The organism is Eubacterium sp. MSJ-33 (assembly GCF_022174665.1).
Lineage (GTDB): Bacteria > Bacillota > Clostridia > Lachnospirales > Lachnospiraceae > Coprococcus_C.
Genome location: NZ_CP076562.1, coordinates 1,319,431 through 1,342,102 on the forward strand (window position 1 = coordinate 1,319,431; position 22,672 = coordinate 1,342,102).

General features: G+C 43.0%; 17 protein-coding genes and 1 other RNA gene. 2 read left to right on the forward strand and 16 right to left on the reverse strand.

Translation table 11 applies throughout. The features are described from left to right. Positions 1 to 3: 3 nt before the first annotated feature. The 6 genes from KP625_RS06155 to KP625_RS06180 form a co-directional block, all read right to left on the reverse strand. Positions 4 to 1,173, reverse strand: coding sequence for a glycosyltransferase family 4 protein (locus KP625_RS06155; RefSeq protein WP_238299790.1), 1,170 nt, complete (start codon positions 1,171 to 1,173; stop codon positions 4 to 6). A gap of 143 nt (positions 1,174 to 1,316) precedes the next feature. Next, positions 1,317 to 2,740 (reverse strand): IS3 family transposase gene (locus KP625_RS06160; RefSeq protein WP_238297613.1). Its coding sequence is split into 2 segments (ribosomal slippage): positions 1,317 to 2,251 and positions 2,251 to 2,740, totalling 1,425 coding nucleotides; the frame shifts between segments, so codons are not numbered across the junction. Positions 2,741 to 2,841: 101 nt separating this feature from the next. Continuing rightward, positions 2,842 to 4,182, reverse strand: a complete 1,341-nt coding sequence (locus KP625_RS06165; protein ID WP_177970622.1) for a cell wall hydrolase — start codon at positions 4,180 to 4,182, stop codon at positions 2,842 to 2,844. A gap of 103 nt (positions 4,183 to 4,285) precedes the next feature. Next, positions 4,286 to 5,158 (reverse strand): DegV family protein, encoded by an 873-nt coding sequence (locus KP625_RS06170; RefSeq protein WP_177970623.1) that lies wholly within the window; start codon positions 5,156 to 5,158, stop codon positions 4,286 to 4,288. Between the two features lie 17 nt (positions 5,159 to 5,175). Beyond that, complete coding sequence (locus KP625_RS06175; protein ID WP_238299791.1) at positions 5,176 to 6,255, reverse strand: N-acetylmuramoyl-L-alanine amidase; 1,080 nt, start codon at positions 6,253 to 6,255, stop codon at positions 5,176 to 5,178. Between the two features lie 189 nt (positions 6,256 to 6,444). Beyond that, entirely contained in the window at positions 6,445 to 7,275 is an 831-nt protein-coding gene (locus KP625_RS06180; protein ID WP_177970626.1) for a DegV family protein, read from the reverse strand. Between the two features lie 235 nt (positions 7,276 to 7,510). On the opposite strand from KP625_RS06180, the gene KP625_RS06185 reads away from it, so the two are divergent. Continuing rightward, complete coding sequence (locus KP625_RS06185; protein ID WP_238299792.1) at positions 7,511 to 8,425, forward strand: DUF368 domain-containing protein; 915 nt, start codon at positions 7,511 to 7,513, stop codon at positions 8,423 to 8,425. Here the strand turns inward: KP625_RS06185 and KP625_RS06190 are convergent. Then, entirely contained in the window at positions 8,406 to 9,305 is a 900-nt protein-coding gene (locus KP625_RS06190; protein ID WP_238299793.1) for a DUF2156 domain-containing protein, read from the reverse strand. The genes KP625_RS06185 and KP625_RS06190 overlap by 20 nt on opposite strands. 5 nt (positions 9,306 to 9,310) lie before the next feature. Beyond that, on the reverse strand, positions 9,311 to 10,855 hold the full coding sequence (locus KP625_RS06195) for a hypothetical protein (protein ID WP_177970631.1): 1,545 nt from the start codon (positions 10,853 to 10,855) through the stop codon (positions 9,311 to 9,313). 168 nt (positions 10,856 to 11,023) lie between these two features. On the opposite strand from KP625_RS06195, the gene gltX reads away from it, so the two are divergent. After that, on the forward strand, positions 11,024 to 12,478 hold the full coding sequence (gene gltX / locus KP625_RS06200) for a glutamate--tRNA ligase (RefSeq protein ID WP_238299794.1): 1,455 nt from the start codon (positions 11,024 to 11,026) through the stop codon (positions 12,476 to 12,478). Positions 12,479 to 12,647: 169 nt separating this feature from the next. Here gltX and yfbR read toward each other — a convergent pair whose 3' ends face one another. The 8 genes from yfbR to KP625_RS06240 all read right to left on the reverse strand — a co-directional run bounded on the left by yfbR (position 12,648) and on the right by KP625_RS06240 (position 22,655). Next, complete coding sequence (gene yfbR / locus KP625_RS06205; RefSeq protein WP_238299795.1) at positions 12,648 to 13,247, reverse strand: 5'-deoxynucleotidase; 600 nt, start codon at positions 13,245 to 13,247, stop codon at positions 12,648 to 12,650. Positions 13,248 to 13,567: 320 nt separating this feature from the next. Continuing rightward, positions 13,568 to 15,469 carry an ATP-dependent zinc metalloprotease FtsH gene (gene ftsH / locus KP625_RS06210; protein WP_238299796.1) on the reverse strand — a complete coding sequence of 634 codons (1,902 nt, stop codon included), beginning with the start codon at positions 15,467 to 15,469 and terminating at the stop codon, positions 13,568 to 13,570. 176 nt (positions 15,470 to 15,645) lie between these two features. Continuing rightward, the gene (glyA, locus tag KP625_RS06215) at positions 15,646 to 16,881 is read right to left on the reverse strand and encodes a serine hydroxymethyltransferase (RefSeq protein ID WP_118373735.1); all 1,236 of its coding nucleotides are present in this window, start codon (positions 16,879 to 16,881) and stop codon (positions 15,646 to 15,648) included. Between the two features lie 75 nt (positions 16,882 to 16,956). Then, positions 16,957 to 17,877, reverse strand: a complete 921-nt coding sequence (locus tag KP625_RS06220) for a YihY/virulence factor BrkB family protein (RefSeq protein WP_177970856.1) — start codon at positions 17,875 to 17,877, stop codon at positions 16,957 to 16,959. Positions 17,878 to 17,916: 39 nt separating this feature from the next. Beyond that, positions 17,917 to 18,098, reverse strand: a non-coding RNA gene (gene ssrS / locus KP625_RS06225) — 6S RNA. 136 nt (positions 18,099 to 18,234) lie between these two features. Further along, a complete protein-coding gene (locus KP625_RS06230) occupies positions 18,235 to 20,298 on the reverse strand; it encodes an FtsX-like permease family protein (RefSeq protein ID WP_238299797.1) in 2,064 nt (687 codons plus the stop codon). Continuing rightward, positions 20,285 to 21,052 (reverse strand): ABC transporter ATP-binding protein, encoded by a 768-nt coding sequence (locus KP625_RS06235; RefSeq protein WP_177969449.1) that lies wholly within the window; start codon positions 21,050 to 21,052, stop codon positions 20,285 to 20,287. Before KP625_RS06235 ends, KP625_RS06230 begins: the two co-directional genes overlap by 14 nt. 622 nt (positions 21,053 to 21,674) lie before the next feature. Then, complete coding sequence (locus KP625_RS06240) at positions 21,675 to 22,655, reverse strand: hypothetical protein (protein ID WP_238299798.1); 981 nt, start codon at positions 22,653 to 22,655, stop codon at positions 21,675 to 21,677. Between the last annotated feature and the right edge of the window lie 17 nt (positions 22,656 to 22,672).

Here is a 22,672-nt window from a genome sequence, read left to right on the forward strand (position 1 = left end):
TTCCTATTCTCCTAATATTCTCCGGTATTCCCGATAGATATTCTCCGCATTTTTCCTTGCAGACATATGTTCCCGCATATAGGTACGCGCAACATCTGCCTTGTCTGTCAGGCTATCACAATTCTCGATAATAAAAATAACCTGCTCCTTAATACTTTCCGGATTGCCACATTCATACAAAACTCCAAGCTTTCCGTCCTGCAAAAGTTCTTTTGTACCTGCCGAATCCGCGCCTAATACAAGATTTCCTGTTAACATAGCCTCTACCGTCACTCGTCCAAACGCTTCACAACGGGACGTTACAATCGACACATCCGCCTGTTCCATCACTTGCGGCACATCCGTCCGAAAACCAAGCATCTCTATGTTATCCAGCTCATATTGATTTATTCTATCTCTTAACTGTGCTTCGTAAGCTTCATTACCTCTTCCCGCAATCAATAGACGATAGGAATCCTTGTATCCCCGGGCATTCAACAGTCTGCACGCTTCAATCAGATCATCTGTTCCCTTTAATTCGGATAATCCACCTACATAGCACAACGTGATTCGCGAATCTTTAAAAATATGCCTTCCCGGCATGTAAAACTGCTCCGTATCAATACCATTATAAATTACTTTTATTTTTTCTTTTGTAATTACTTTGCTATACTTCTCGTAGATACTGTTTGAGATTGCTATAACCAGACTCGCACGGCTCATCAATCGATGTGAATAACGTGGAAAATAAAAACGGTTTCCCTGATCCTCCTCCAAAAACTCGCGAATATGCCATACATATGGTATTCCTGCCCGTTTTGCCGCAAATGCCCCAAAGCAACTATAAGATGTATTGATATGCACCAGATCTACATGTTCCGCTTTCAATATCTTCGTCAATTCACGCGCATATACCTTGTTTTTCAGTATATGTTTTACCTGACCAAGCGAAACCAGCATTGACGATGGATACCACCCTGGTACAACCCAGGAAATAGATGGAACAACATAATACCGCAATCCCTTTTCCTTCAAAATTGCTTCTCCATCTCCCGGTCCGACAAATGGTCCATCCGGAGGAATTACAATAATTGTTTCCACACCCAGTTGATTTAATTGTAATGCCAGATTTGTCATGCTCAGAAATGCACCCGATGTTGCATTGTTATCTGAGGCAATCAATGCTATCTTCATATTGTTTCCTTTTATCATTTTTATTCTATATTTTACCTAATTCTGTATAAGAAAGCAAGGAAAAAGCAACATCTTAACAAATGAGGTGACCCCCAAAAGTTAGACTTTATTGCGAAGTGGATTTTCCACTTCGCATTTTTCATTTATGCAGCCAAGAGGCGTTTCCTGTATTGTACAGGGCTGAGCCATCCTAGTTTCTCTTTGATACGTTTTTCATTGTAATACTTGATATATTTTTCAATCGCCAATTTAAGTTCATCAAAGCTATAGTATACAACACCATAGTATATTTCCTGTTTTAATAATCCAAAGAAGTTCTCCATAACAGAATTATCATAGCAGTTCCCTTTCCGTGACATACTTTGAAAAATACGATTTTCTCTTAATCTATGAGAGTAAGTCTTCATCTGATATGCCCACCCTTGATCCGAGTGAAATGTTCTCCTAAACCGACAATCAGAAGTGATTGTGATTGCTTCTTCCAGAGCAGTCATTACACTTTGTGCAGATGGTCGTTTATCAATACCAAAGCTTATGATTTCTCCATTATACATATCCATAAATGGGTCAAGATATAACTTCTGCATCACCATTCGTCCTTTTTCATCTATCTCGTAATACTTAAACTCTGTTGTATCTGTTGTAATCTTCTGATGCGGTATATTGGTGTGAAATCGTCGTCTAATTCTATTCGGAGCAACTGTTCCCACTTTTCCACGATAAGAGCTATACTTACGAGATTTTCTAGTGAAAGATGTCACTTGAAGATTTAGTCGTTGCATTAACTTCTGTACTTTCTTTTTATTCACCACGTAGCCTTGATTGCATAATTCTGCCTTCATTCTTCGATAGCCGTAGTCTTTGTGCTCTGCGTGTAGTTCTAGCATTTTAGCCTCTAATTCAGCATCCGGATTTTCTCTATCAAATCGCTTTTGCCAGTACATGTAGGTTGCTTTCGGCATACCTGTATATGAGAGAAGATCTTTTAGTTTGAATTCTCTTCGGAGGCTGTGGATGACTCTTGCACATCTCTCATTTTTGCTTCGTCCTCTAAACGCAGTCTCCTCAGTTCTTTTAAAAAGGCGTTCTCTATCCTTAACTTTAATAACTCATCTTCAAGTTCTTTGACATGTTCTGCGCTGGTATCCACTGCACGCTCTTCAAACGAAGAGGTTTTAGTTTTATGATTGTCTTTTTGATTCAATGTTTTCTTACGACCTTTCTTCTTAGGTCTCAATGCGTCAGGACCAGCAATCCGAAAGCCTTGAACCCATTGAGCAATCATTGCTGCATTATTTATTCCTTGAGACAATGCTAACTCCTGATATGAAACCTCACTTGATAAATATAACTCTACCACATGAAGCTTAAATTCAAAAGAATAATTCTTTTTTTCTCTTGATCGCATCAAACCAGCATCGCCGAATTTATTATAATAGTCCACCCAATTTAACACTTGTCTTTTGTTTTTTACATTGTACTTTTGTGCTAGATAGTTGTACCCTCCTTCGCCGTTCAAATAAGCAATTACTACTTTTTTCTTAAATTCAAAACTATATTTTGCCATAAAAATACCGACCTCCCAATCGTTAGATTTTTGGTCTAACTTTTGGGGGTCGGTACAAAATCGTTAAAATGTTGCTTGTTTTTATTCTCTATTTATATTTCCTAGAAGAATACATGATTTCCAATCTGCTTGTAAGTACCAAGTGTACTTGTATCTACATTTCTTGCAGGTCGGAATGATTTAAGATCTCCAATATTATTGTTTCCCGCACACGCCTCTCTGGCTGCCTGAATACAGCTTGCCTGTGCGCCATTCTGAATCAATCCCTGCAATCTTGAATCTGATACAACGCTGAACTGATTCGTAGCATATACAACACTGCTGATTGTACTGCCCCATGCACCTGACTGTAAACGGTTTAAAATAACATTTGCTACCGCAAGCTGTCCTTCGTATGATTCGTTTCCACATTCCAATGTCATAATAGATGCCATCAGATTGATATCCGCATCGCTCAACGATACCGGCGTTCTGGACGAAGAACCAATATTGGAACTGTTGCTTGTCTGTGTTGTAGCTTCTGTTGTTGTCTGCTGTGTTGTAGGAGCCTTTTCTGTTGTACTCTTATTTTCTTCTACACTTCCAGTTACTTTCTTCTGTTCTGTTGTAGTTTCTTCCGAAGCTGCAGCCTCTGCTTCTTCCTGTGTACCATCCACCTTTTCTGCCACCCGGTAGCCTTCGGTTACTTCCATGTAATCTGTGCTGGCATATCCTTCAGCGCCAGTTGCTACCTGAAGACACACCCATGCATCCGTTGATTTCTCCGGTGTAACAGTATATGTTACATTCTCATAAACCGCTCCGATTACGTCTGCATTCTTATCTGCTGCCGCACGAAGATTTACACCATCTTCCTTTGCCACTGCAGTTGCTGAATAATACTGTTTAGCCAGCGCATATGCTTCTTCGCCAAGCGTTACATATTCTGCTTTGACATATCCATTTACTTCACCGGATGATATCTGAACCCAGCCATCTGCCTGCGAAACGATATCTCCGCAAGCGCCGATGTTCATATGTCCTACAAGCTCTGCATCAGTAGATGCCTCTGCACGAATATTGACATCATCACGATTGGCTGCAAACTTGTTTGCAAACTCAGACGCAGCCGCAGCAACCACTTCTTTTTCTTTTGCTTCTTTTCCCGCTGTCATTACGGATTCCAGATCCGCACGAAGCATATTCGTTCCGGATGGGTTCATCGCTACAACGGAGCCATCCAGAGTTACAACCTCTTCCACGTAACCGGTAGCAACTGCTGTCTCAGACTTCTTCGCTGCCTTTTTATCACCGATCACAAGTGCTGCACCTACACAGGAAGCAACCACTGTCACCATAATGGTAAATGCTAAAATATTTCTAACTATGTAACGACTGTTAAATACATTCTTTGCTAAGAATAACCGCATATTTCGTACTTTTAACTTCGTTCTTCTACTCATTTTCTTTCACCCTGTAAAATAATTTTGTAACTTTTTAAGCACAATGTTACATTTTTATTACAGATGTATCTTAACATTATCTTACAAAGGTGTCAATACTTTGTTACATATTTGTTACAAACGCAATTGCCAGCATACCGGAACCAACATGTGTACCGATGATTGGTCCAATCGGCGCAATCATCAGGTTTTCCGGCTTCATACCTGCGTCCACTGCCATTTGCTTTAATTTCTCTGCTTTTTCCATGCAATCCGCATGTCCGATTACCGCACGCAGCTGCCCAAGGTCTCCGCCTTCTTCCACCGTCTTCGCAATCAGATATTCCATCGCCTTATTTGTGCCACGCGCCTTTGACCGAATCACAAGTTTTCCTTCTTCATCGACACTCAGGATCGGCTTGATCTTTAAAGCGCTGCCGACCATCGCCTCAACCGTTGATACGCGGCCACCTCGTTTTAAATGGAACAAATCCTCAACCATAAACCAGTGATGCACATGTCCACGTGTGTTTTCAACCCACTGTGCAAGCGCATCCATATCCATACCTTCTTTTTTCTTTCTTGCGATTTCATACAAAAAGGCACCCTCACCGACTGCCGCAGAGCGGGAATCAATGCATACAATCTTTGCATCCGGATACTTGTCCATTACCATATCTGCGCCAAGCAGCGATGACTGGTATGATCCGCTCAGCCCGGAAGAAAAACTGATATACAAGACATCCTTTCCCTCTTTTACAATCGATGCAAAAAAATCCTGATACATCGCCGGATTAATCTGTGAAGTGACAGGCATTGCGCCCTTCCGGAGTCTCTCATAAAAAGTTCCGATGTCTCCATCTCTCTCATCCAGATAATAATTATATACTTCTTCCTCAACCGAATATGAAAACGGTATAATCGGAACCGTCAGTTCTTTCACAATCTCTATTGGCAGATCCGCAGTGGAATCACTTACAACCACATATTCCCGCATTCTTTATTTCCTCCAATCTAATAGCCATAATACGCATCCAGTCCGTCAGCAAGTCCTTTTATTATTTCCTGCTGATAGGATGTATCTACCAGCTTTGCCTCTTCATCTGCATTGCTTAAGTACCCCAGCTTAATCAACGCTACCGGTTTCTCACTCCAGTTAATCGCTGTCATCTGATCTGTTTCATAGATTCCCTGATTTGTGCATGCCGTATTATTCAGGACTCCCTCAATCAATCTTGTAGTAAGTCGATAACTGTCCTTGTATAGACCACTATTAAATGCACTATCCTCCGGCATACACACACCCATTACTCCGGTCAGAGAACTGTTCTCACTGAAATTCATCTGAATTCTGACATATACCGTTGCCTCTGAATCATTTGCAAGCAATGCCCGGTCTTTATTTGACAGATTAATCTGATCTGTATCTCGTGTTAAAAGTACCTGATATCCACGGCTTTCCAATTCTGTTTTGAGCAGATTCGCATATGTCAGATTCAATTCGCTCTCTTTTGTTCCCAGTGTCGTTCCAACATTTCCGGTAGAAGCACCCTGTTTTGTTACCTCTGTATTCGGTCCGATCTCCACCTGTTCTGCATTCACAACTGCCTGATTTGCCGGATCAATCATTACAATTTTCTTTATTTTCTGTGCATCTCCATCCGTTGCAGTCTCTGTTGTTGTCTCCTCAGTTGCATCCGGCAGAGTTCCGGTCGGCGGTTCTGTCTGGATTACAAAATCAGAATGTATGTAAAATGCACTTCCATCCATCAATACCTTTGTCCATTCCTCATTGTATCCGATTCGATTCAAGACCTCCCCATCCGGAAGCATACGATAAATATCCGCATCTGTAGTTGGCGACACCCGGACATTCACTGTCTCTCCCACTGTCTTAACATAGTCGTTTGTAATAATAAAACCATCCGCATCCATTGGAAGATCCGGCTCCTGCACGGCATCTCCGTCTGTAGAAATCACTTCTGTAGTTGTTGCCGTCGTTGGATCTGCCTGTTTATTCCCACATCCGGCAAGTAAACCCATACATAACGCACCAATTATAAATCCTGATATTTTGTATGTATATTTTTTCATACCTTTTCTCCATGTTATATTTAATTTGTTACTACATAACCACGTGTCAATCCACTCACGCTTTTGCATACTTTATTATACTCTGATTTTGTATAAAAACGTATTTATAAATAGTATCATCCCACACAAAAAAAGACAAGATATTTTCTAATATCTTGTCTTTGTGTTATATTTTTCCAGGATACATGGCTAGAAGCAAACAATTACACCGCCACGGCTCTCATACGTAGAGCTGACCCCCTTTGCTTCAAGAATCTTTACATCCATAAAGCCAAATTGCTCCATCAGAATTTTTCGCACATTTCTGCAACGTTCCATACTTCCACACTGTGTGATCCGAACCGGTCTGGTGTTGTCATATCCTTCTTTCTCAATATGAGACAACAACTTATTGAGCGCCTTATTCATACCGCGAGCCTGATCAAGCTGCTGTATCTCTCCATCCACACCATGCAACACCGGTTTTATGTTAAGCATATTTGCGGCCAGTGCCTTCACCTTTGTAATTCTTCCGTTCTTACGCATTGTGTCCAGGCTATCCAGCACGAAAAGTGTTCGAATTTCTCCAACATATGCCTCTGTTTTTTCCACGATAGTCTTAAAATCCAAATCCTGCTCTATATAGTTCTCCAATCTCTCACAAATCAAATGCTGCGCTGCCGCCGCAGACTTCGAATCAAACACGTGAATTTTCACATCCGGATGATCCTCCTGATAGATCTGCTTTGCAAGCATTGCACTGTTATAGGAACCGCTTAATTTAGAAGAGAGTGTCACGACAAATATATTCTCAGCTCCATCAAAATTCTGCATATAATTCTCTGGCGAAGGGCAGGAAGAACGCGGACATTCCGGGCAACGCTCTACCAAATCCAGATATTTCTCCTGAACAAACGTATCATCATCTACCACATCGGTATTCCCTACTGTAAGAATCAGTGGTACCCGGCTGATATATTCCTTTTTCAAATCCTCAGTTGTAAAATCACAACAACTGTCTCCAACAATCTTATATTTCATAATTTTCGCCTTTCAACTCTTCCATAACTATTACACGTGGTTTTTAATACTACATATGATAGCATGTTAAAACATGAATTGCAACCTATTCTTATATGATTTCATAAGTTTTTCACCATATAAAAATAATTTATCTTTTATTTATCTTTTTCAAATTGTTTTTTTTTACCTTTCATAGTATAATTTCAAAGGTTTGTATTATACATTCAATATAATGGTGAAGGAGTAAGAAAACGTGAATTTTTTAGTTGATCTGATCAAAGGTGTATTTGTCGGTATCGCAAATGTTATTCCAGGTGTCAGCGGAGGTACAATGGCCGTTTCATTTGGCATCTATGATAAGCTGCTGAATGCAATCTCAAGTCTTTTGAAAAGCTTCAAGAAAAGCTTTTTCACATTACTTCCGATTATACTCGGAATGGGGATTGGCATTGTTGGTTTTACCTATATCATCCCTTGGCTGCTTGCAAACTTTCCATTTGCAACATCCTGTGCATTCACAGGACTGATCATTGGCGGTATCCCTGCAATTTTGCGTTCCCTGAAAGACAACTGGCAAAGTGAAGAGAAGAAATCTCTGCTTGTGAACATTCTTGTATTTTTGATTCTGCTTGCCGTTGCGATGGCGATGGTATTTTTAAACGGAGACAGCGAAAGTGGTATTGCACTCACTCCAAGTATTGGTATGGTCGTGAAGATCTTCTTCATGGGAATCATCGCGAGTGCAACTATGGTAATTCCAGGTGTCAGCGGCTCTCTGGTACTTATGATTCTCGGATATTACTTTGGTGTTATCAATTCTGTAAAACAGTTTGTAGAAGCACTCCGCGCACTGGATCTACACGGTATGCTAAATCAGCTTTACATCCTGATTCCTTTTGCAATCGGCTGTGTACTTGGAATCTTCTTCATCTCCAAGCTCATAAGCTATTTGCTGAAACATTTTGCATCTGCGACGTTCAGCGGAATCTTCGCACTTGTAGCATCTTCCCCGATTTCAATCTTTTATAAGGTAAATCAGGAATACAGCATGAAGGGAACTTCCATCGTATCAATCATCATCGGTGTAATTCTGCTTGCCGCCTGTGTGGCATTAACCCTGTTCATGGAAAAACTCGGAACACCGGAATCTATGGCGTCCGAGTCTTAGTTACGATTCCTTTTTCAACAAGGCTTTCCGGATGATAGGAAAGCTTTGCCTTACGAAGGCCCGGGATGCCCATATCTTCCTCCCGGTTTATATAAGTGAATGCAGACAATTCCCGTCTGGCAAATTCACGGTTGATTATGGCATACGCACCTTGTATATCTGCGTATGCCTTTTCAAAATGTACATCAAATGTATCTTCCGTCAACGGTTCTCCCAGTGTAAATGCAACGACTTTTCCTTCTACCCGGATCAATCCGCCAACCATTCCCAGACTCTTTCTATGTTCCAATGCATAAGCGATAATCCGTTTTTCGTTTTCCTTATCCCCATCATGTTCCAAGTTGTTCTCCTGCTCCCAAATCTCTTCTAATTCCAGACATTCGCGCCAGTTTTTTCCATTGATTCGTTCATACTGATAATCCGGGAAATTTTCCAGAAAACGATTGATATGGTTCCGTTTCGCATGAAGCTTCTTGCCTGCAAGCGTTGCAAGCGCATCCTGTCTGTATAGATAATCCGCACTATCTCTGTCATATTCAATCTGATACTGTCCCGGATACCAAAGTTCAATCATGGCGTACATCTCGGGTTCTACCATATACATAGCAAATGGCAGATTACTCTCTTCAAAGTAATCTACCACTCTGTCAAATGCATCTTTGGGATTGTGTTTTCCAATCGGGAACGTAAATGAAGTTGGAACACCTTTCTCCACTCGGCAGAACACCAGCATGTCCTCCAGGATAGTGAACTTCGTCTGATAAAAATCACACCAGAACAGGCTGTTTGCCGAGGAAAACTCGCACCCTCTGTAATGATTATACTGTAAATAATAATCTAATACTTCTTTGGTCTCCATACTTGGTCTGATAATATCCATATTACTTATTTTCCTTCCAACAATATATCGACGTCGTTTCGTCCGTACGCACATAATTGTTTACGGATTTCCTGAATTGTATACTCATCTGCATGAATTTCTACCTTATCCAACAGATGATCCACATAACCACACCACTTCTCATAGATACGAACCAGATCCTGCTCCGTTGGTTCTTTCTTCTTATGATCATTCAAAGAAACGGTTCCGGACATGATTTCTTTCATCGAAAGTGTCCGTGGCTCAATTCCATATGCAATATACCGGATTTCTTCCGTACGAACCAACGCACAGTCATACATCTCTACAAGTAAATCCTCAATGCAGTCATCTGCAATATTAAAATGATGATAATACACCTCAATCGGCCGTCTCGCCGGGCGCTCTGCCGCATCTTCTTTGTTATACCAATAAAAGTCCTCGTCACTTGCGACCTTGGATTTTGCCCGCATATTCTTCTTGGAACCGTAGGAAGAAAGTTCCTCGTTGATTCCAAACATCGTCTCAACCGGCACTTTAGCTGCTTTCAAATCTCCCATAATGGCAGCCCCCATCGCCTCGGCTTCCCGAACAGATGCGGCAAGTGCTTCGTTACTAATATTAATCTCCGGGATATCCGGTCCAAATGCGGAATCTGAAAGATCCTCTTTTTCCGGCACAACAACCGCTTCCGGCTGCTTCTTCTGTTTGCGGATATGTTTCTTTTTCTGCTTCTTAGGTACTTCCGGTTCTGGCTCTGCTACTTCTGTTGTATCTGATTCCGGCTCTGCCACTTCTGTTGCCTTTGATGCATCCACATTCTCATCGATGTTTTCTTCTGGTGCAGCATCTGGTACCGTCTGCGCCTCTACGCTCTTCAAATTGTTCTCTACCGTCTGATTCGTCTTTTCCTGATCTGCTTCCGCCGGAGTTTCTTCTGAAATATCATCCTGTGTGTCTCCTTGTGACATATCTGATTCCGGCTCCGTTGTAATCTCCGGAATTTCTTCTTCTGACTGTAAAACATCTCCCGCATCCTGCGCAGAAGCATTTCTCTCTTCCTTTACTGCCTTTGTATCAATCTCCTGTGTCGGTGCATTTGCCTGAAGCGGATCGATCTTCATAGAACCAGGAATGTCAAATGCACTGTCAAGCTCTGCATCATAAGAATCCACTTCTACATCGTCGTATTCGTCATAGGATTCATCTTCCATATCCGATGCATCTACCTCATCATAATATTGCTCTCCATCGGCATATTCATCTTCATAGTCATCTTCGTAATCGCTCTGGGTGTCCGGTGCAAATGCAGAATCCTGTCCCGGCATATCCAGATTATCGACATAAAAATCATCCGTCAGCATATCATCCGCATCATCAAAGACCGTTTGTCCCTGAGCATCTTCTGAAACAGAATCTTCATATTCCGTTCCCTCTTCAAACTCATCGTCATCTTCCTCATAACGTCGTCTGGACTTGCTTGCGATCACTGCAATCGTTGCTATGATCATAATCAGAAACAATGCAAGCAATGCGACAAAATATATCATTGAAATCATTGATCGATCCATATTATTTCCCAGCTTTCTTATAAAAATAACTACTCCCAAAAATGAGAACAATCCTTTTGTAGTATACTAAAAAAAATTTCAATAATCAACAATATGTTGTAAAATGATTTTTCCTTTGTTATAATTTTCTAAGAATTTATCTGTTATACAGGAGGCTATCATATTAAAATGGCAAAGATTAGAACAAGATTTGCACCAAGCCCAACCGGCCGGATGCATGTAGGAAATTTGAGAACTGCTTTATACGCATACTTGATTGCAAAACATGAGGGTGGCGATTTTATTTTGCGTATCGAGGATACGGACCAGGAGCGTGAGGTAGAAGGTGCTGTCGACATCATCTACCGTACCCTGAAGGAAACAGGACTTGAGCACGACGAAGGTCCGGACAAGGACGGCGGCGTTGGTCCTTATATCCAGAGTGAGCGTCAGAAGAAAGGCATCTACTTAGAATATGCAAAGAAACTGATTGATAAGGGCGAAGCATACTACTGCTTCTGCGATGAGTGCCGTCTGAAGACACTTGTCACAGAATTCGAGGGAAAAACAATCTCCCGTTACGACAAACATTGCTTACACCTTTCTAAAGAAGAAGTCGAGGCAAATCTTGCTGCAGGCAAGCCATATGTCATCCGTCAGAATAATCCGGAAGAAGGCACAACGACATTCTCCGACGAGCTGTATGGTGACATCACGGTTCCGAACATCGAGCTTGACGATATGATCCTGATCAAGTCCGACGGTTTCCCAACCTACAACTTTGCAAATGTTGTGGACGACCATCTGATGAACATCACACATGTTGTCCGTGGAAATGAATACTTATCTTCCTCTCCAAAATACAACCGTCTCTATGATGCATTTGGCTGGGAAGTTCCAACTTATATCCACTGTCCTCTGATTACAAACGAAGATCACCAGAAGCTTTCCAAGCGTAGTGGTCACTCTTCCTTTGAGGATCTGTTGGAACAGGGATTCCTGACCGAGGCGATCATTAACTTCGTTGCATTGCTCGGCTGGAGCCCGGAAGATAACCGCGAGATCTTCTCTTTGCAGGAGCTGGTAGAAGCATTTGACTACCACAATATCTCCAAATCTCCGGCAGTTTTAGATATGACAAAGCTCAAATGGATGAACGGCGAGTACATCAAGGCAATGGACGATGAGAAGTTCTATGAGATGGCTCTTCCATATATCAAGGAAGTCGTTGGCGATAAGATGGATGCGAAGAAGATCGCCGCTATGGTAAAGACAAGAATCGAAGTATTCCCGGACATCAAGGATCAGATTGATTTCCTGGCTGCTGTACCGGAATACGATATCGCAATGTATTCTCACAAGAAGATGAAGACAAACGCAGAAAATTCATTGCAGTTATTAAAAGAAGTTCTTCCGGTCCTTGAGGCACAGGAAGCCTTCGACAATGACAGCTTATTCGCAGCTCTTTCATCATTCGGCAAAGAGCACGAGTACAAGACCGGCTTTGTAATGTGGCCGCTTCGTACCGCAGTTTCCGGTAAGCAGGCAACACCAGGCGGTGCAACCGAGCTTATGAGCATCCTCGGCAAGGATGAGACACTGGCAAGAATTGAGGCTGCGATTACGAAGCTGGAGAACGCATAATATCTCAGCGCAAGCATATATGCTATGATAAATCAAACGGCATGATATAATCTCACGCAGATGCACTCCCGCTTGGAGAAAGCATATAGCAGATACTAAAAAATAGGGACTACCCGAAAGGGCAGGCCCTATTTTAAGTACCGATATCACTTCTGTTTCCTTCTTTATCTTAATTCAACTCATCCAGCGTCTTCGCATAGGCTGGCAGGAATTCCTTCACGAAGTCCTTTACTTCCGGGTAACTCTTTGATAACTCCTGCACCATCTGCTCCGTGCTTTCCTTCGCCTTGACGAATTCGCGGTTACCGGTTTTTTCTTCCTCCATACACTTGATCAATGCAGAGAGTTTATCTGCCGCTTTTACGAGCTTCCACAGATACTTCGTCTCTTCCGTATCATCATCCTGCTTGAAGAAGTAGTCCCGGTAATATGCCTGCAGATCTTCCGGAAGCTGTCCGATCAGCTTCTCGCATGCTTCATCCTCGATGGAATGAAACAGATCCTTCATCCGGTTATTGTAATATTTGATCGGTGTCGGCATATCGCCGGTGATGATCTCGGATGCATCGTGATACAGTCCGATCACTGCCGCCTTGTCTGCATCTAAATGCTTGCCATACCGCACATTTCCGATCACGCAGAGCGCATGCGCAAGCATGCTCACCTCCAGACTGTGTTCAGACAATGTCTCCGGATATGTGTTCCGCATGAGCGCCCAACGCTCAATGTATTTCATGCGCGCCACTGTCGCAAAGAAATTGTATTCCATAATTAACTCCATCCTCTCTTGTAAGTATCATATTTATGAAACGCGTTTGTAATTGGGATATCTTTGTCAATATCAGCTTCCGCAAATATACATATGTTTGGAACAAAGAAGTACTTGATGTTCTGTAAATATCCAGCAATGTTTGAACACGATGTTCAAACAAGCCGCCGCTGAGCCATGGACGGCGAATCGGCGGCGGTTGCGTACGGTATCAGCATCTATATCAGGACATCTAGTACTTCTTAGTTTCAATACATCGTATATTTGTGGAAGCCGATATGACATATATCCCAATCACATCGCGTTTCAAAATCATATTCCTACTGTACCTTGCTCTCTTCGTTCAATTTTACATTCTGGTACTTCTCATATAATTCCATGAATTCCTTACCGCTCAGGTTCTCCTTCTCATAGAGCACCTGTGCGATTGCATCGAGGGTCGGCATATTCTTCTTAAGTAACTTATATGCTTTCTCATAACTTGCTTTCATCATATTCTTGACTTCGGTATCAACCTTCGTCTCCGTCTCGGAAGAACAGTTTAGCACCCGGCGGTTATCAAGGTATTGCCCGGTCACACCTTCAAGCTGCACCATGCCGAACTTCTCGGACATGCCGTACATCGTGATCATCGTCCGTGCCAGACTCGTCGCCTTCTCGATATCGTTGGAGGCACCATTCGTAACGGAATCAAACTTCAACTCCTCCGCTGCACGGCCAGCCAGAAATGTCACAATATCCTCTTCCATTTCCTTCTTTGTCTGCAGCTGCTTCTCTTCCTCCGGCACCTGCCATACATAACCAAGCGCACCGGATGTACGAGGTACGATCGTAATACGCTGAATTGGAAGTGTATTCTTCTGTAACGCCGCGACAAGTGCATGTCCGACTTCATGATATGCAACAATCTTCTTTTCTTTCGGAGAAAGCAGTTTTTCTTTCTTCTCTTTTCCGGCGAATACAACCTCCACCGAAGCGATCAGATCCTTCTGGGATACATAATCCCGCTTGTTACGGACAGCCATCAGCGCCGCCTCATTGATGATATTCGCAAGGTCTGCACCGACAGCACCGGATGTGGCAAGTGCAAGCTCCTTGAAATCCACCGTCTCATCCATCTTGACATTCTTTGAATGTACTTTCAGTGTATCAATTCGTCCCTGCATATCCGGCTTTGACACGATGATTCTCCGGTCAAATCGTCCCGGACGGAGCAATGCCTTATCGAGTACCTCCGGGCGGTTTGTCGCCGCAAGCACGATGATACCCTTCGAGCTGTCAAATCCATCCATCTCCGATAAAAGCTGGTTCAACGTCTGTTCCCGTTCGGAATCGCCACCACCATGCCGCGTGTCACGCTTTCCTCCGATCGCATCGATCTCATCGATAAATATGATACACGGTGCCATATTGTTAGCCTTGCGGAACAAGTCACGCACACGGCTCGCACCGACACCAACGAACATCTCCACGAACTCCGAACCGGACAGCGAAAAGAACGGAACATTCGCCTCGCCGGCAACTGCCTTCGCAAGCAGTGTCTTACCGGTTCCCGGAGGCCCTACAAGCAGGGCACCCTTCGGCAGCTTCGCACCGATCTTTAAATACCGCTCTGGTTGATCTAAGAAATCTACCATCTCACAGAGCGACTCCTTTGCTTCCTCCTGTCCTGCAACATCCGCAAATGTCACACCGGTTTTCTTCTCCACATACATCTTTGCATTGCTTTTTCCAATTCCTCCGGATTTGGACATATTTCGCATAAGAAGTGACATCAGAAGATAAAATGCACCAATCATCACCACATAAGAGAAGATCGTCGATACAACCGCATTTTTCCCCTCATCGATTTCTTCAAACTGCACGCCCGCCTTCTGCAAACGGTCTACGATTTTATAATCACTGATCCGGATTACATAATAGATCTTATCCATCTCCGCACCTGTCTCTTTCGAAATCGGTGTAAAGCTGATCCTGTCATTATAAAGTTTTACTTCTGTTACTAATTTATCATCAAGCATCTGCAGGAACGTATCATACGTAATTTTCTCCTGCTTTGATTGCTGTATCGCCGTAATTCCCTGCCAGATCATAAATGTCAATAAAATCGATACAACCCATATCACCACCGTCTTCGATGGCTTTTTTTTATTATTGTTATTGTTCGAATTCCGGTTATCTGAATTATTTTCCGGACCAGAATTTTTCTGCTGATTTTCCATCTATCTGTTCGTTCTCCATTTATTTTATAATCGTCACGGTTCACTCATGGTTCGAACACGTGAAAAAATAACAAAACCGGAAGCTATGTGACAAGGGAACGGATTCCCTCTCACGCAGCCCCCGGTTTCGCATTGGTATTATTTATTATACGGTTTCAAATTGTTCTTTATGCGTTTTATGCATACAACGGATACTTGTCTGTAATGCTCTTTACAAGTGCCATTGCCTTGTCATTATCCTTATCGATAACAGCAGCCTTGATAGCATCTGCAATCACGATCATATCGTCTTCCTTTGCACCACGTGTTGTAATCGCCGGTGTGCCAAGACGGATACCACTTGTAACAAATGGTGACTTTGGATCGTTCGGAACCGTGTTCTTGTTCGCTGTGATATGAACAGAATCGAGGAGCTTCTCCACTTCCTTACCGGTCAGGTCAAGATTCTGCAGATCAACAAGCATCAGGTGATTGTCTGTACCGCCGGATACGATCTTGAATCCACGCTCAGTCAATGCCTGTGCCAGACATGCTGCGTTCTTCACAACCTGTTTCTGATACTCTTTGTATTCGTCTGTCAAAGCTTCCTTCAGGCAGACTGCCTTACCTGCAATGACGTGCATCAATGGTCCACCCTGAATGCCAGGGAACACTGCCTTGTTGAAGTTATACTTCTCATTTACTTCGTTGCTGGAAAGAATCATACCACCACGCGGTCCACGCAGTGTCTTGTGTGTTGTGGTTGTTGTTACATGTGCGTATGGGATTGGGCTTTCATGAAGTCCGGCAGCAACCAGACCTGCAATGTGTGCCATATCTACCATAAGAACTGCACCAACCTCATCTGCGATCTCACGGAAACGCTTGAAATCGATTGCTCTCGCATATGCAGATGCACCGGCTACAATCATCTTCGGCTTGCATTCCTTCGCGATGCGAAGCACCTCATCATAATCGATAAACCCTTCATCATTCACACCGTAAGGTACAACGTTAAAATACTTACCTGACATATTAACCGGTGAACCGTGTGTCAGATGTCCGCCATGTGCCAGATTCATTCCCATAAATGTATCGCCCGGCTGCAAAATAGCGAAGAATACTGCCATATTTGCCTGTGCGCCGGAATGTGGCTGAACATTGACATATTCACATCCAAACAACTTCTTCGCACGCTCTCTTGCAAGGTCTTCCACTACATCGACATACTCACATCCGCCATAATAACGCTTTCCCGGATACCCTTCAGCGTACTTATTCGTAAGCGGACTTCCCATAGCTGCCATAACTGCCTTGGATACGATATTCTCTGATGCAATCAGCTCAATATTATGATCCTGTCTGTTAATCTCGTCCGTCATTGCCTGTGCAATCTCTGGATCGAAATTTGCTATTTCATCAAAACTATACATCTTTGTCCCTCCATCTTGTTGTAATTTATCGGTTTGATTATCGCACATCCGTTTTGGAGTGTCAACCGATTGACATTAAGATATATCTGCTTTTTCTTCCTGTTGATGTTCCTGTTGATTTTTTAATCTCTGTTTTTCTTCCCTTTTATGTTTTTTCTTTAACCGGTACTTCTCCCGGTATTTCCAGATCAGATCCGACAGATAATAATTGATTTCCGCGCCATACAAAACAATCTGCATGCCGATATACAGCCAGATAATAATCAATACGATGGATGTCATACTTCCATACATCTTCGAATTATCTGCGGAATACTTAATATAGACAGAAAATCCCCGTGTCATCAGCATCCATGCAACGGATGCCAGCACAGCGCCGGTAAACTCATGCCGCATATGTCCGCGGCGGTTTGGAAGCTGATAATAGATCAAAAGCAAAAATATAAAGATAACAAGGAATGTTACGACATTCTTCAGACTTAAAATCAAAAGTGTTGCATCTGCAAATGCCGGATAATGATCAATAATCTTATGGGCAATCTGTGAACCGAACGCCTGAATTGCAATCACAACCAGACAAAGCAGCATAAATATAAGTGTATACAGCGCACAGATCAGGCGTACAAGAAAATAATTCTTGTTCTGCTCCACACCATAGATCTTATTTAACCCTGTAGAAAGTGCCTGAATGCCCTTCGCCGCAGACCACAAGCTGACAAATACCGTAATGAGTGTAAATGACTGGACATTTGCATTGACCACATCATCCACAATATACGCCACATAAGATTCCAGACCACTCGGTACAACACGTAATATATATCCTAGTACATTTGTATTCATAACAGACAACTTTGACGCAATCATAACAAGCAGCATCATAAACGGAAAAAAGGAAAGCATCACAAAGAAAGCAACCTGTGCAGCATATGCCGGCACACTGTCTGCAGTTGCTTTGTTGACGAATTTAACAATAAACCGAACGACTTTTTTCATATATACCCCGTTTTGCGTCCTCTGTTTTCCCACGAAAAAAATATATCCGGGATGCCGGTTCCTGCCTTTTGACTCCTAGCTGACGCTAGGTGGGCAACCGCACGTGATCGTCTGTCTTCCACTGCAAAGGAGGCCTGACATAGTATCACAGATATAGGAATCCCGTTTAAAGTAAATGTAGGTTCAAAAATAACAGGAGTTATCGAACATTCCAGATATATTATATTTTTAATATGTGCTAATTATAGCCTAGTTATTCTGATTTTTCAAGATATTTATTCATGTATGATGGAAGCATTGCAGTTGTTATGAACATAGGGGCTGCCGCGTCCACAATCATCCCCTCTGCACAGCCGGCTATTCACTGATAATCTTGCGACTGCAGATATATGTGATTGCAAAATAAAAACCATATATCACAAGTATGATCGCTGCCGCAAGCAGAATCGAACCAAGTAGTCCGCCCCGTCCAAATACAGTCAGAATGAACATTGCTGTCTGCATTCCAAAGACGGAATGCACGATTGCGAGCAAAAGCGGCATGGCAAAGAACACGCCAGACTGTGCCAGGAGGGAATGACGGATTTTCTTCTCGTCCACGCCGATCCGGCGCAGTATCCTGTATTTCTCCTTGCTGTCGGCTGCCTCGGAAAGCTCCTTGAGTGACAGAATTGCGGCACCGGAGATCAGAAATACAACACCTAAGTAGATGCCGATGAATACGATCATCGCAGTAAGTCCCACGCTGTTATCACGGAGCCGCTTGCTTGTCTCGCAATTCATGGAATAATAGGAACCATCTTCGCTTAAGACTGCTTCTGTCTTCGCCTCCTGCAGTTTGTAGAAATTCGCATCACTATAGTACGCATTAAGTGCATCCACCTCTGTCTGGTCTGTCGTATTATAATTTGCTGAATAGATATCATACCAGAAATCACAGTCAGACATATCCACAGAATCCGGGACAAGCAGCACGCCTGCATTGCTCTCTGAATTGCTGATGTGCACGATTCCATCCACGCAGGTACTGTATTTCGGATGATAGGTCTTTCCTTTTATCGTAACCGTCTGTCCCTCCGCAAGTCCTTCGTTGTATCGTGGTTCCATCTCCCCGTAATTACAGAGTATCACATATTCATCCTCTGCAAGGTCGATTGTCGTTCCACCAAAGGATTTTACAAAATCATTGTATTCTCCAATGTGCATCGTCCCCATCGATGCTTCTTTGAAATAATCCTCCGATCCACTCTCTGCAAATGCCTTTCCGAAGAAATCTCCGACACGAATTTCCTCCGGTGCATACAAATGCATTTCCGTCACATCCGTAAGCTTTGATGTATCGATATCACAGGCTTTCAGGTTTTCTTCCACATTATGTCCGGTTATATCATAGTCCTCGGCTGCATCATAGGAATACAGCTTTGAAAACTGCACATCAACTGGTGTACATGTCTCTAACACATGGTTCATCGAGTTGCGGATTGCCACCGAGCTTGACAGAATACAGATGGTAAAAAAGAGCAGCAGGCAGATAATCCCACCGGAGAACACCGTCGTGTTGATCCGGCTTCCAAGTTCCTTCACACTGAATGAGTTGATGCCTCTATAATAAAACCGTCTGCACCGCTTCACAATTGCAAGCAGCATCCCGGATACCGACCAGAATATAAGGAAGGTTCCGATGATACCTTTCGCGATCTGGATACCAAGTCCCTGAAAGTCAGAGATTGTGCGGACACCGGCTGTCACTTTATAATATGCCGTTCCAAGCAGGATAGCCGCAGCAATAAATACAAGCACACAGACAACCGGATTTTTTGCGTGGTTTTTTTGTGCCTTTGCGCCTGCATAAAGCAGGTTTATTAGCTTGGCGCGGCTGACAATGATTACATCTAATGCCATAACAATCACATACATGATTGCAAAATAAATAATCGTTTTGATGATGGCTGATGTGCTGACCATAAACTGGAAGTTCGTCATATCCGCTTCGAAGAGGTTCGCCGTTACAACACTCATCCCCTGTGAGATACCGATACCGAGCAGTAATCCGATTACCAGAGAAATCACACCGATCAGCAGTGTCTCGATCACAAGGATCTTTGCTACCTGTGTTTTTCCCATACCGAGCGTTAAGTAGATACCGAATTCCTTCTTCCGTCGCTTCATCAGGAAGGTACTTGCGTACACGACGAGAAAACCAAGTACAATCGATACGAATACACTGACGACAGACATCGACTCATTCATAAGCTTGATGATTTCTTCTGTATTTGACGATACCTTCAGCATGACTGTCTGGCTTCCAAGTGCATTAAATACATAGAAGATTGCGACTCCTAAGATCAACGTTGCAAAATAAATCAGATAATTCTGCATACTTTTCCGGATGTTCCGGGTGGATAATTTAAAGAGCATCATTCAAACTCCCCCCTAACACTGTCACAACCTCAATAATGCGGTTAAAAAACTGTTTCCGGGTATCATCGCCTCTGCGGATTTCATTGAATATCTTACCATCCTTGATGAAGATTACGCGCGATGCATAGCTTGCTGTAAATGCATCGTGCGTAACCATCAGAATCGTTGCAGCAAGCCCTTCATTCATCTCCTTCATACTCTCTAACAGATAGCGGGAGGACTTAGAATCAAGAGCACCGGTTGGCTCGTCGGCTAAGATCAGCTTTGGATTCGTGATCAGGGCTCTGGCTGCCGCCACGCGCTGCTTCTGTCCACCACTCATCTGATAGCTGTATTTGTTCAGAACTTCTTCAATGCCAAGCCGCTTCGCAACCTCTTTGATCCGGCTGTCAATCTCCTTCGGTTTTACGTTCTGGATGGAGAGCGCCAGTGCAATATTCTCATATCCGGTCAGTGTATCCAGCAGATTAAAATCCTGGAAGATAAATCCCAGCTCTTCCCGGCGGAACTTATTTAATTCATTCCCGCGAATCGTCGTGATGTCCTTATCTCCGACATAGATATGTCCGGCCGTTACACGGTCGATCGTGGAAATACAGTTTAAGAGTGTTGTCTTTCCGGAACCGCTGGCTCCCATAATTCCGACAAACTCGCCTTTCTCTACAGAGAAAGAAATCTTATCTACCGCCTTTGTCAGATTCGCTTTGTTGCCATAGTATTTTTCTACATTGTCAAGCTTTAATATCTCATTCATAGATAGTCTCCCTTCGTTTGCTGACATTCTGATTGCAGGCAGTCATGTTGTGCTTCTGCCGCTTAGCAGTTTCTGGATTTCACCTGTTATTTTTCCTGCTCAAGCTCGCAGACATACTGTATTCCTTCCACGTACGCATTTTCCCTGATTCTCATGCCTTAATGGTTCTCTGATTTCCACAAGAATTGCACAAACCGTCGCCCGCATCAACTGTACTCAGTATATATGTTTTTTCAGCTGCCATCCATCGGTCTTGATTACAGGTTTCTTACGATTTTGTAATATAACGATTGTATTATATATTGATTTGGTGCAGATACCTATGCAAGAGAGTCGATTTTGGAGCAATCCTTATGATTATCTGATTTTTCTCCAATCCACTCTTTGTGCAATTCTTCCAGCTTGGAGCATTCCTCTGTTTTCCGGGTGTTTTACTCCAACTCACTCTTCATGTAATTCTTCCGGCTTGGAGCATTCCCCTATTTTTCTGCTGTTTTACTCCAATCCGCTTGCTTCCTGTACCAGCTCCATTGGAGGATTTCCCCATATTTCATGTTTTTGCTCCAATTAAAGAAAAAAGGAGGCATCCCTGCCTCCAAAAAACCATGGTATATATCAACAATCACTTCTTAACTGATGCATACTCCACACTATCTTCCTCCCAGTGTTTGTAATCCGGATTGTTTCTTTTGTCTTTCAACCCATAAGTTTCCGACAGCCAGCTACCCACATACGCACTCACTTTCTTTGCACCGTCAAAATTCAGATGATCACCGCCATCCTTCGTATCGGACGCCCAGTCAATGCCAAGCGCATCATTCAGATTCAGATCTTCATAAGTAACCGCGTTTGCCTGCGCCCAGTCAGCTACACTGTTATGCTTTGCATATGTCCAGTTCTTCGGGGATGGGGAACTGACCAGAACAAGATCCGCGCCATGATTTTCACAATATTCTTTCATAAGGAGCAGGTATTTTTCTGCATCGGTATCTATCATCCTTCGTTCCTCGCTTGCATGCATGTAAGCTCCGCCCTCATAAGGCTTAACCGTACTTCTCTTGATAAATCCACGGTTCTTCTCATCCTTTTTCTTTGTTAAGGAATTTGTACTTACGAACGCATCCTTCCACCGGGAATGATTTCTAAAGACTTCCACATGATCAGACAGACGGTCTAAGACATAATCTTTCGAATCGCCTTTTGATTTCACACTGCGGAACAGGCAGTTCGTCTCTAAAACAACAACCTCCGGTGTCTGCGTCTCAAATGCCGCCTGTAAAATTGCATATGAATCGCACATGCGCTGTGCGGATGTCCCGCAGATAAACGAGGTGTAGCCATGCTCTGCGAACATTTGTAATGGATTGAAGCTCGAATAGCATTCGCTATCCCCTAAAAACAATACATCAATCGTATCCTTCACTTCGCTTTTTACTTCCGCATCCTTCGTCCGGACGGCAGTTGTGTCGTAGATATCTGCGTTATTTTTCGGGCGCAGGAATTTTCCTGCCAGTAACAATACAACACAAAGTCCGGCTAAAAATCCGACGCTGCCTGCTGCCATCCTGAAACTTTTTTTCCATTTTCCACTTGCTTTTTTCATATACATTCTTCTTTCGT

Excerpts from the sequence above, each read along its gene's own strand:
- KP625_RS06155 (WP_238299790.1), bottom strand. The coding sequence starts at position 1,173 with ATGAAGATAGCATTGATTGCCTCAGATAACAATGCAACATCGGGTGCA.
- KP625_RS06165 (WP_177970622.1), bottom strand. The coding sequence starts at position 4,182 with ATGAGTAGAAGAACGAAGTTAAAAGTACGAAATATGCGGTTATTCTTA.
- KP625_RS06170 (WP_177970623.1), bottom strand. The coding sequence starts at position 5,158 with ATGCGGGAATATGTGGTTGTAAGTGATTCCACTGCGGATCTGCCAATA.
- KP625_RS06175 (WP_238299791.1), bottom strand. The coding sequence starts at position 6,255 with ATGAAAAAATATACATACAAAATATCAGGATTTATAATTGGTGCGTTA.
- KP625_RS06180 (WP_177970626.1), bottom strand. The coding sequence starts at position 7,275 with ATGAAATATAAGATTGTTGGAGACAGTTGTTGTGATTTTACAACTGAG.
- KP625_RS06190 (WP_238299793.1), bottom strand. The coding sequence starts at position 9,305 with ATGGATATTATCAGACCAAGTATGGAGACCAAAGAAGTATTAGATTAT.
- KP625_RS06195 (WP_177970631.1), bottom strand. The coding sequence starts at position 10,855 with ATGGATCGATCAATGATTTCAATGATATATTTTGTCGCATTGCTTGCA.
- gltX (WP_238299794.1), top strand. The coding sequence starts at position 11,024 with ATGGCAAAGATTAGAACAAGATTTGCACCAAGCCCAACCGGCCGGATG.
- yfbR (WP_238299795.1), bottom strand. The coding sequence starts at position 13,247 with ATGGAATACAATTTCTTTGCGACAGTGGCGCGCATGAAATACATTGAG.
- ftsH (WP_238299796.1), bottom strand. The coding sequence starts at position 15,469 with ATGGAAAATCAGCAGAAAAATTCTGGTCCGGAAAATAATTCAGATAAC.
- glyA (WP_118373735.1), bottom strand. The coding sequence starts at position 16,881 with ATGTATAGTTTTGATGAAATAGCAAATTTCGATCCAGAGATTGCACAG.
- KP625_RS06220 (WP_177970856.1), bottom strand. The coding sequence starts at position 17,877 with ATGAAAAAAGTCGTTCGGTTTATTGTTAAATTCGTCAACAAAGCAACT.
- KP625_RS06230 (WP_238299797.1), bottom strand. The coding sequence starts at position 20,298 with ATGATGCTCTTTAAATTATCCACCCGGAACATCCGGAAAAGTATGCAG.
- KP625_RS06235 (WP_177969449.1), bottom strand. The coding sequence starts at position 21,052 with ATGAATGAGATATTAAAGCTTGACAATGTAGAAAAATACTATGGCAAC.
- KP625_RS06240 (WP_238299798.1), bottom strand. The coding sequence starts at position 22,655 with ATGAAAAAAGCAAGTGGAAAATGGAAAAAAAGTTTCAGGATGGCAGCA.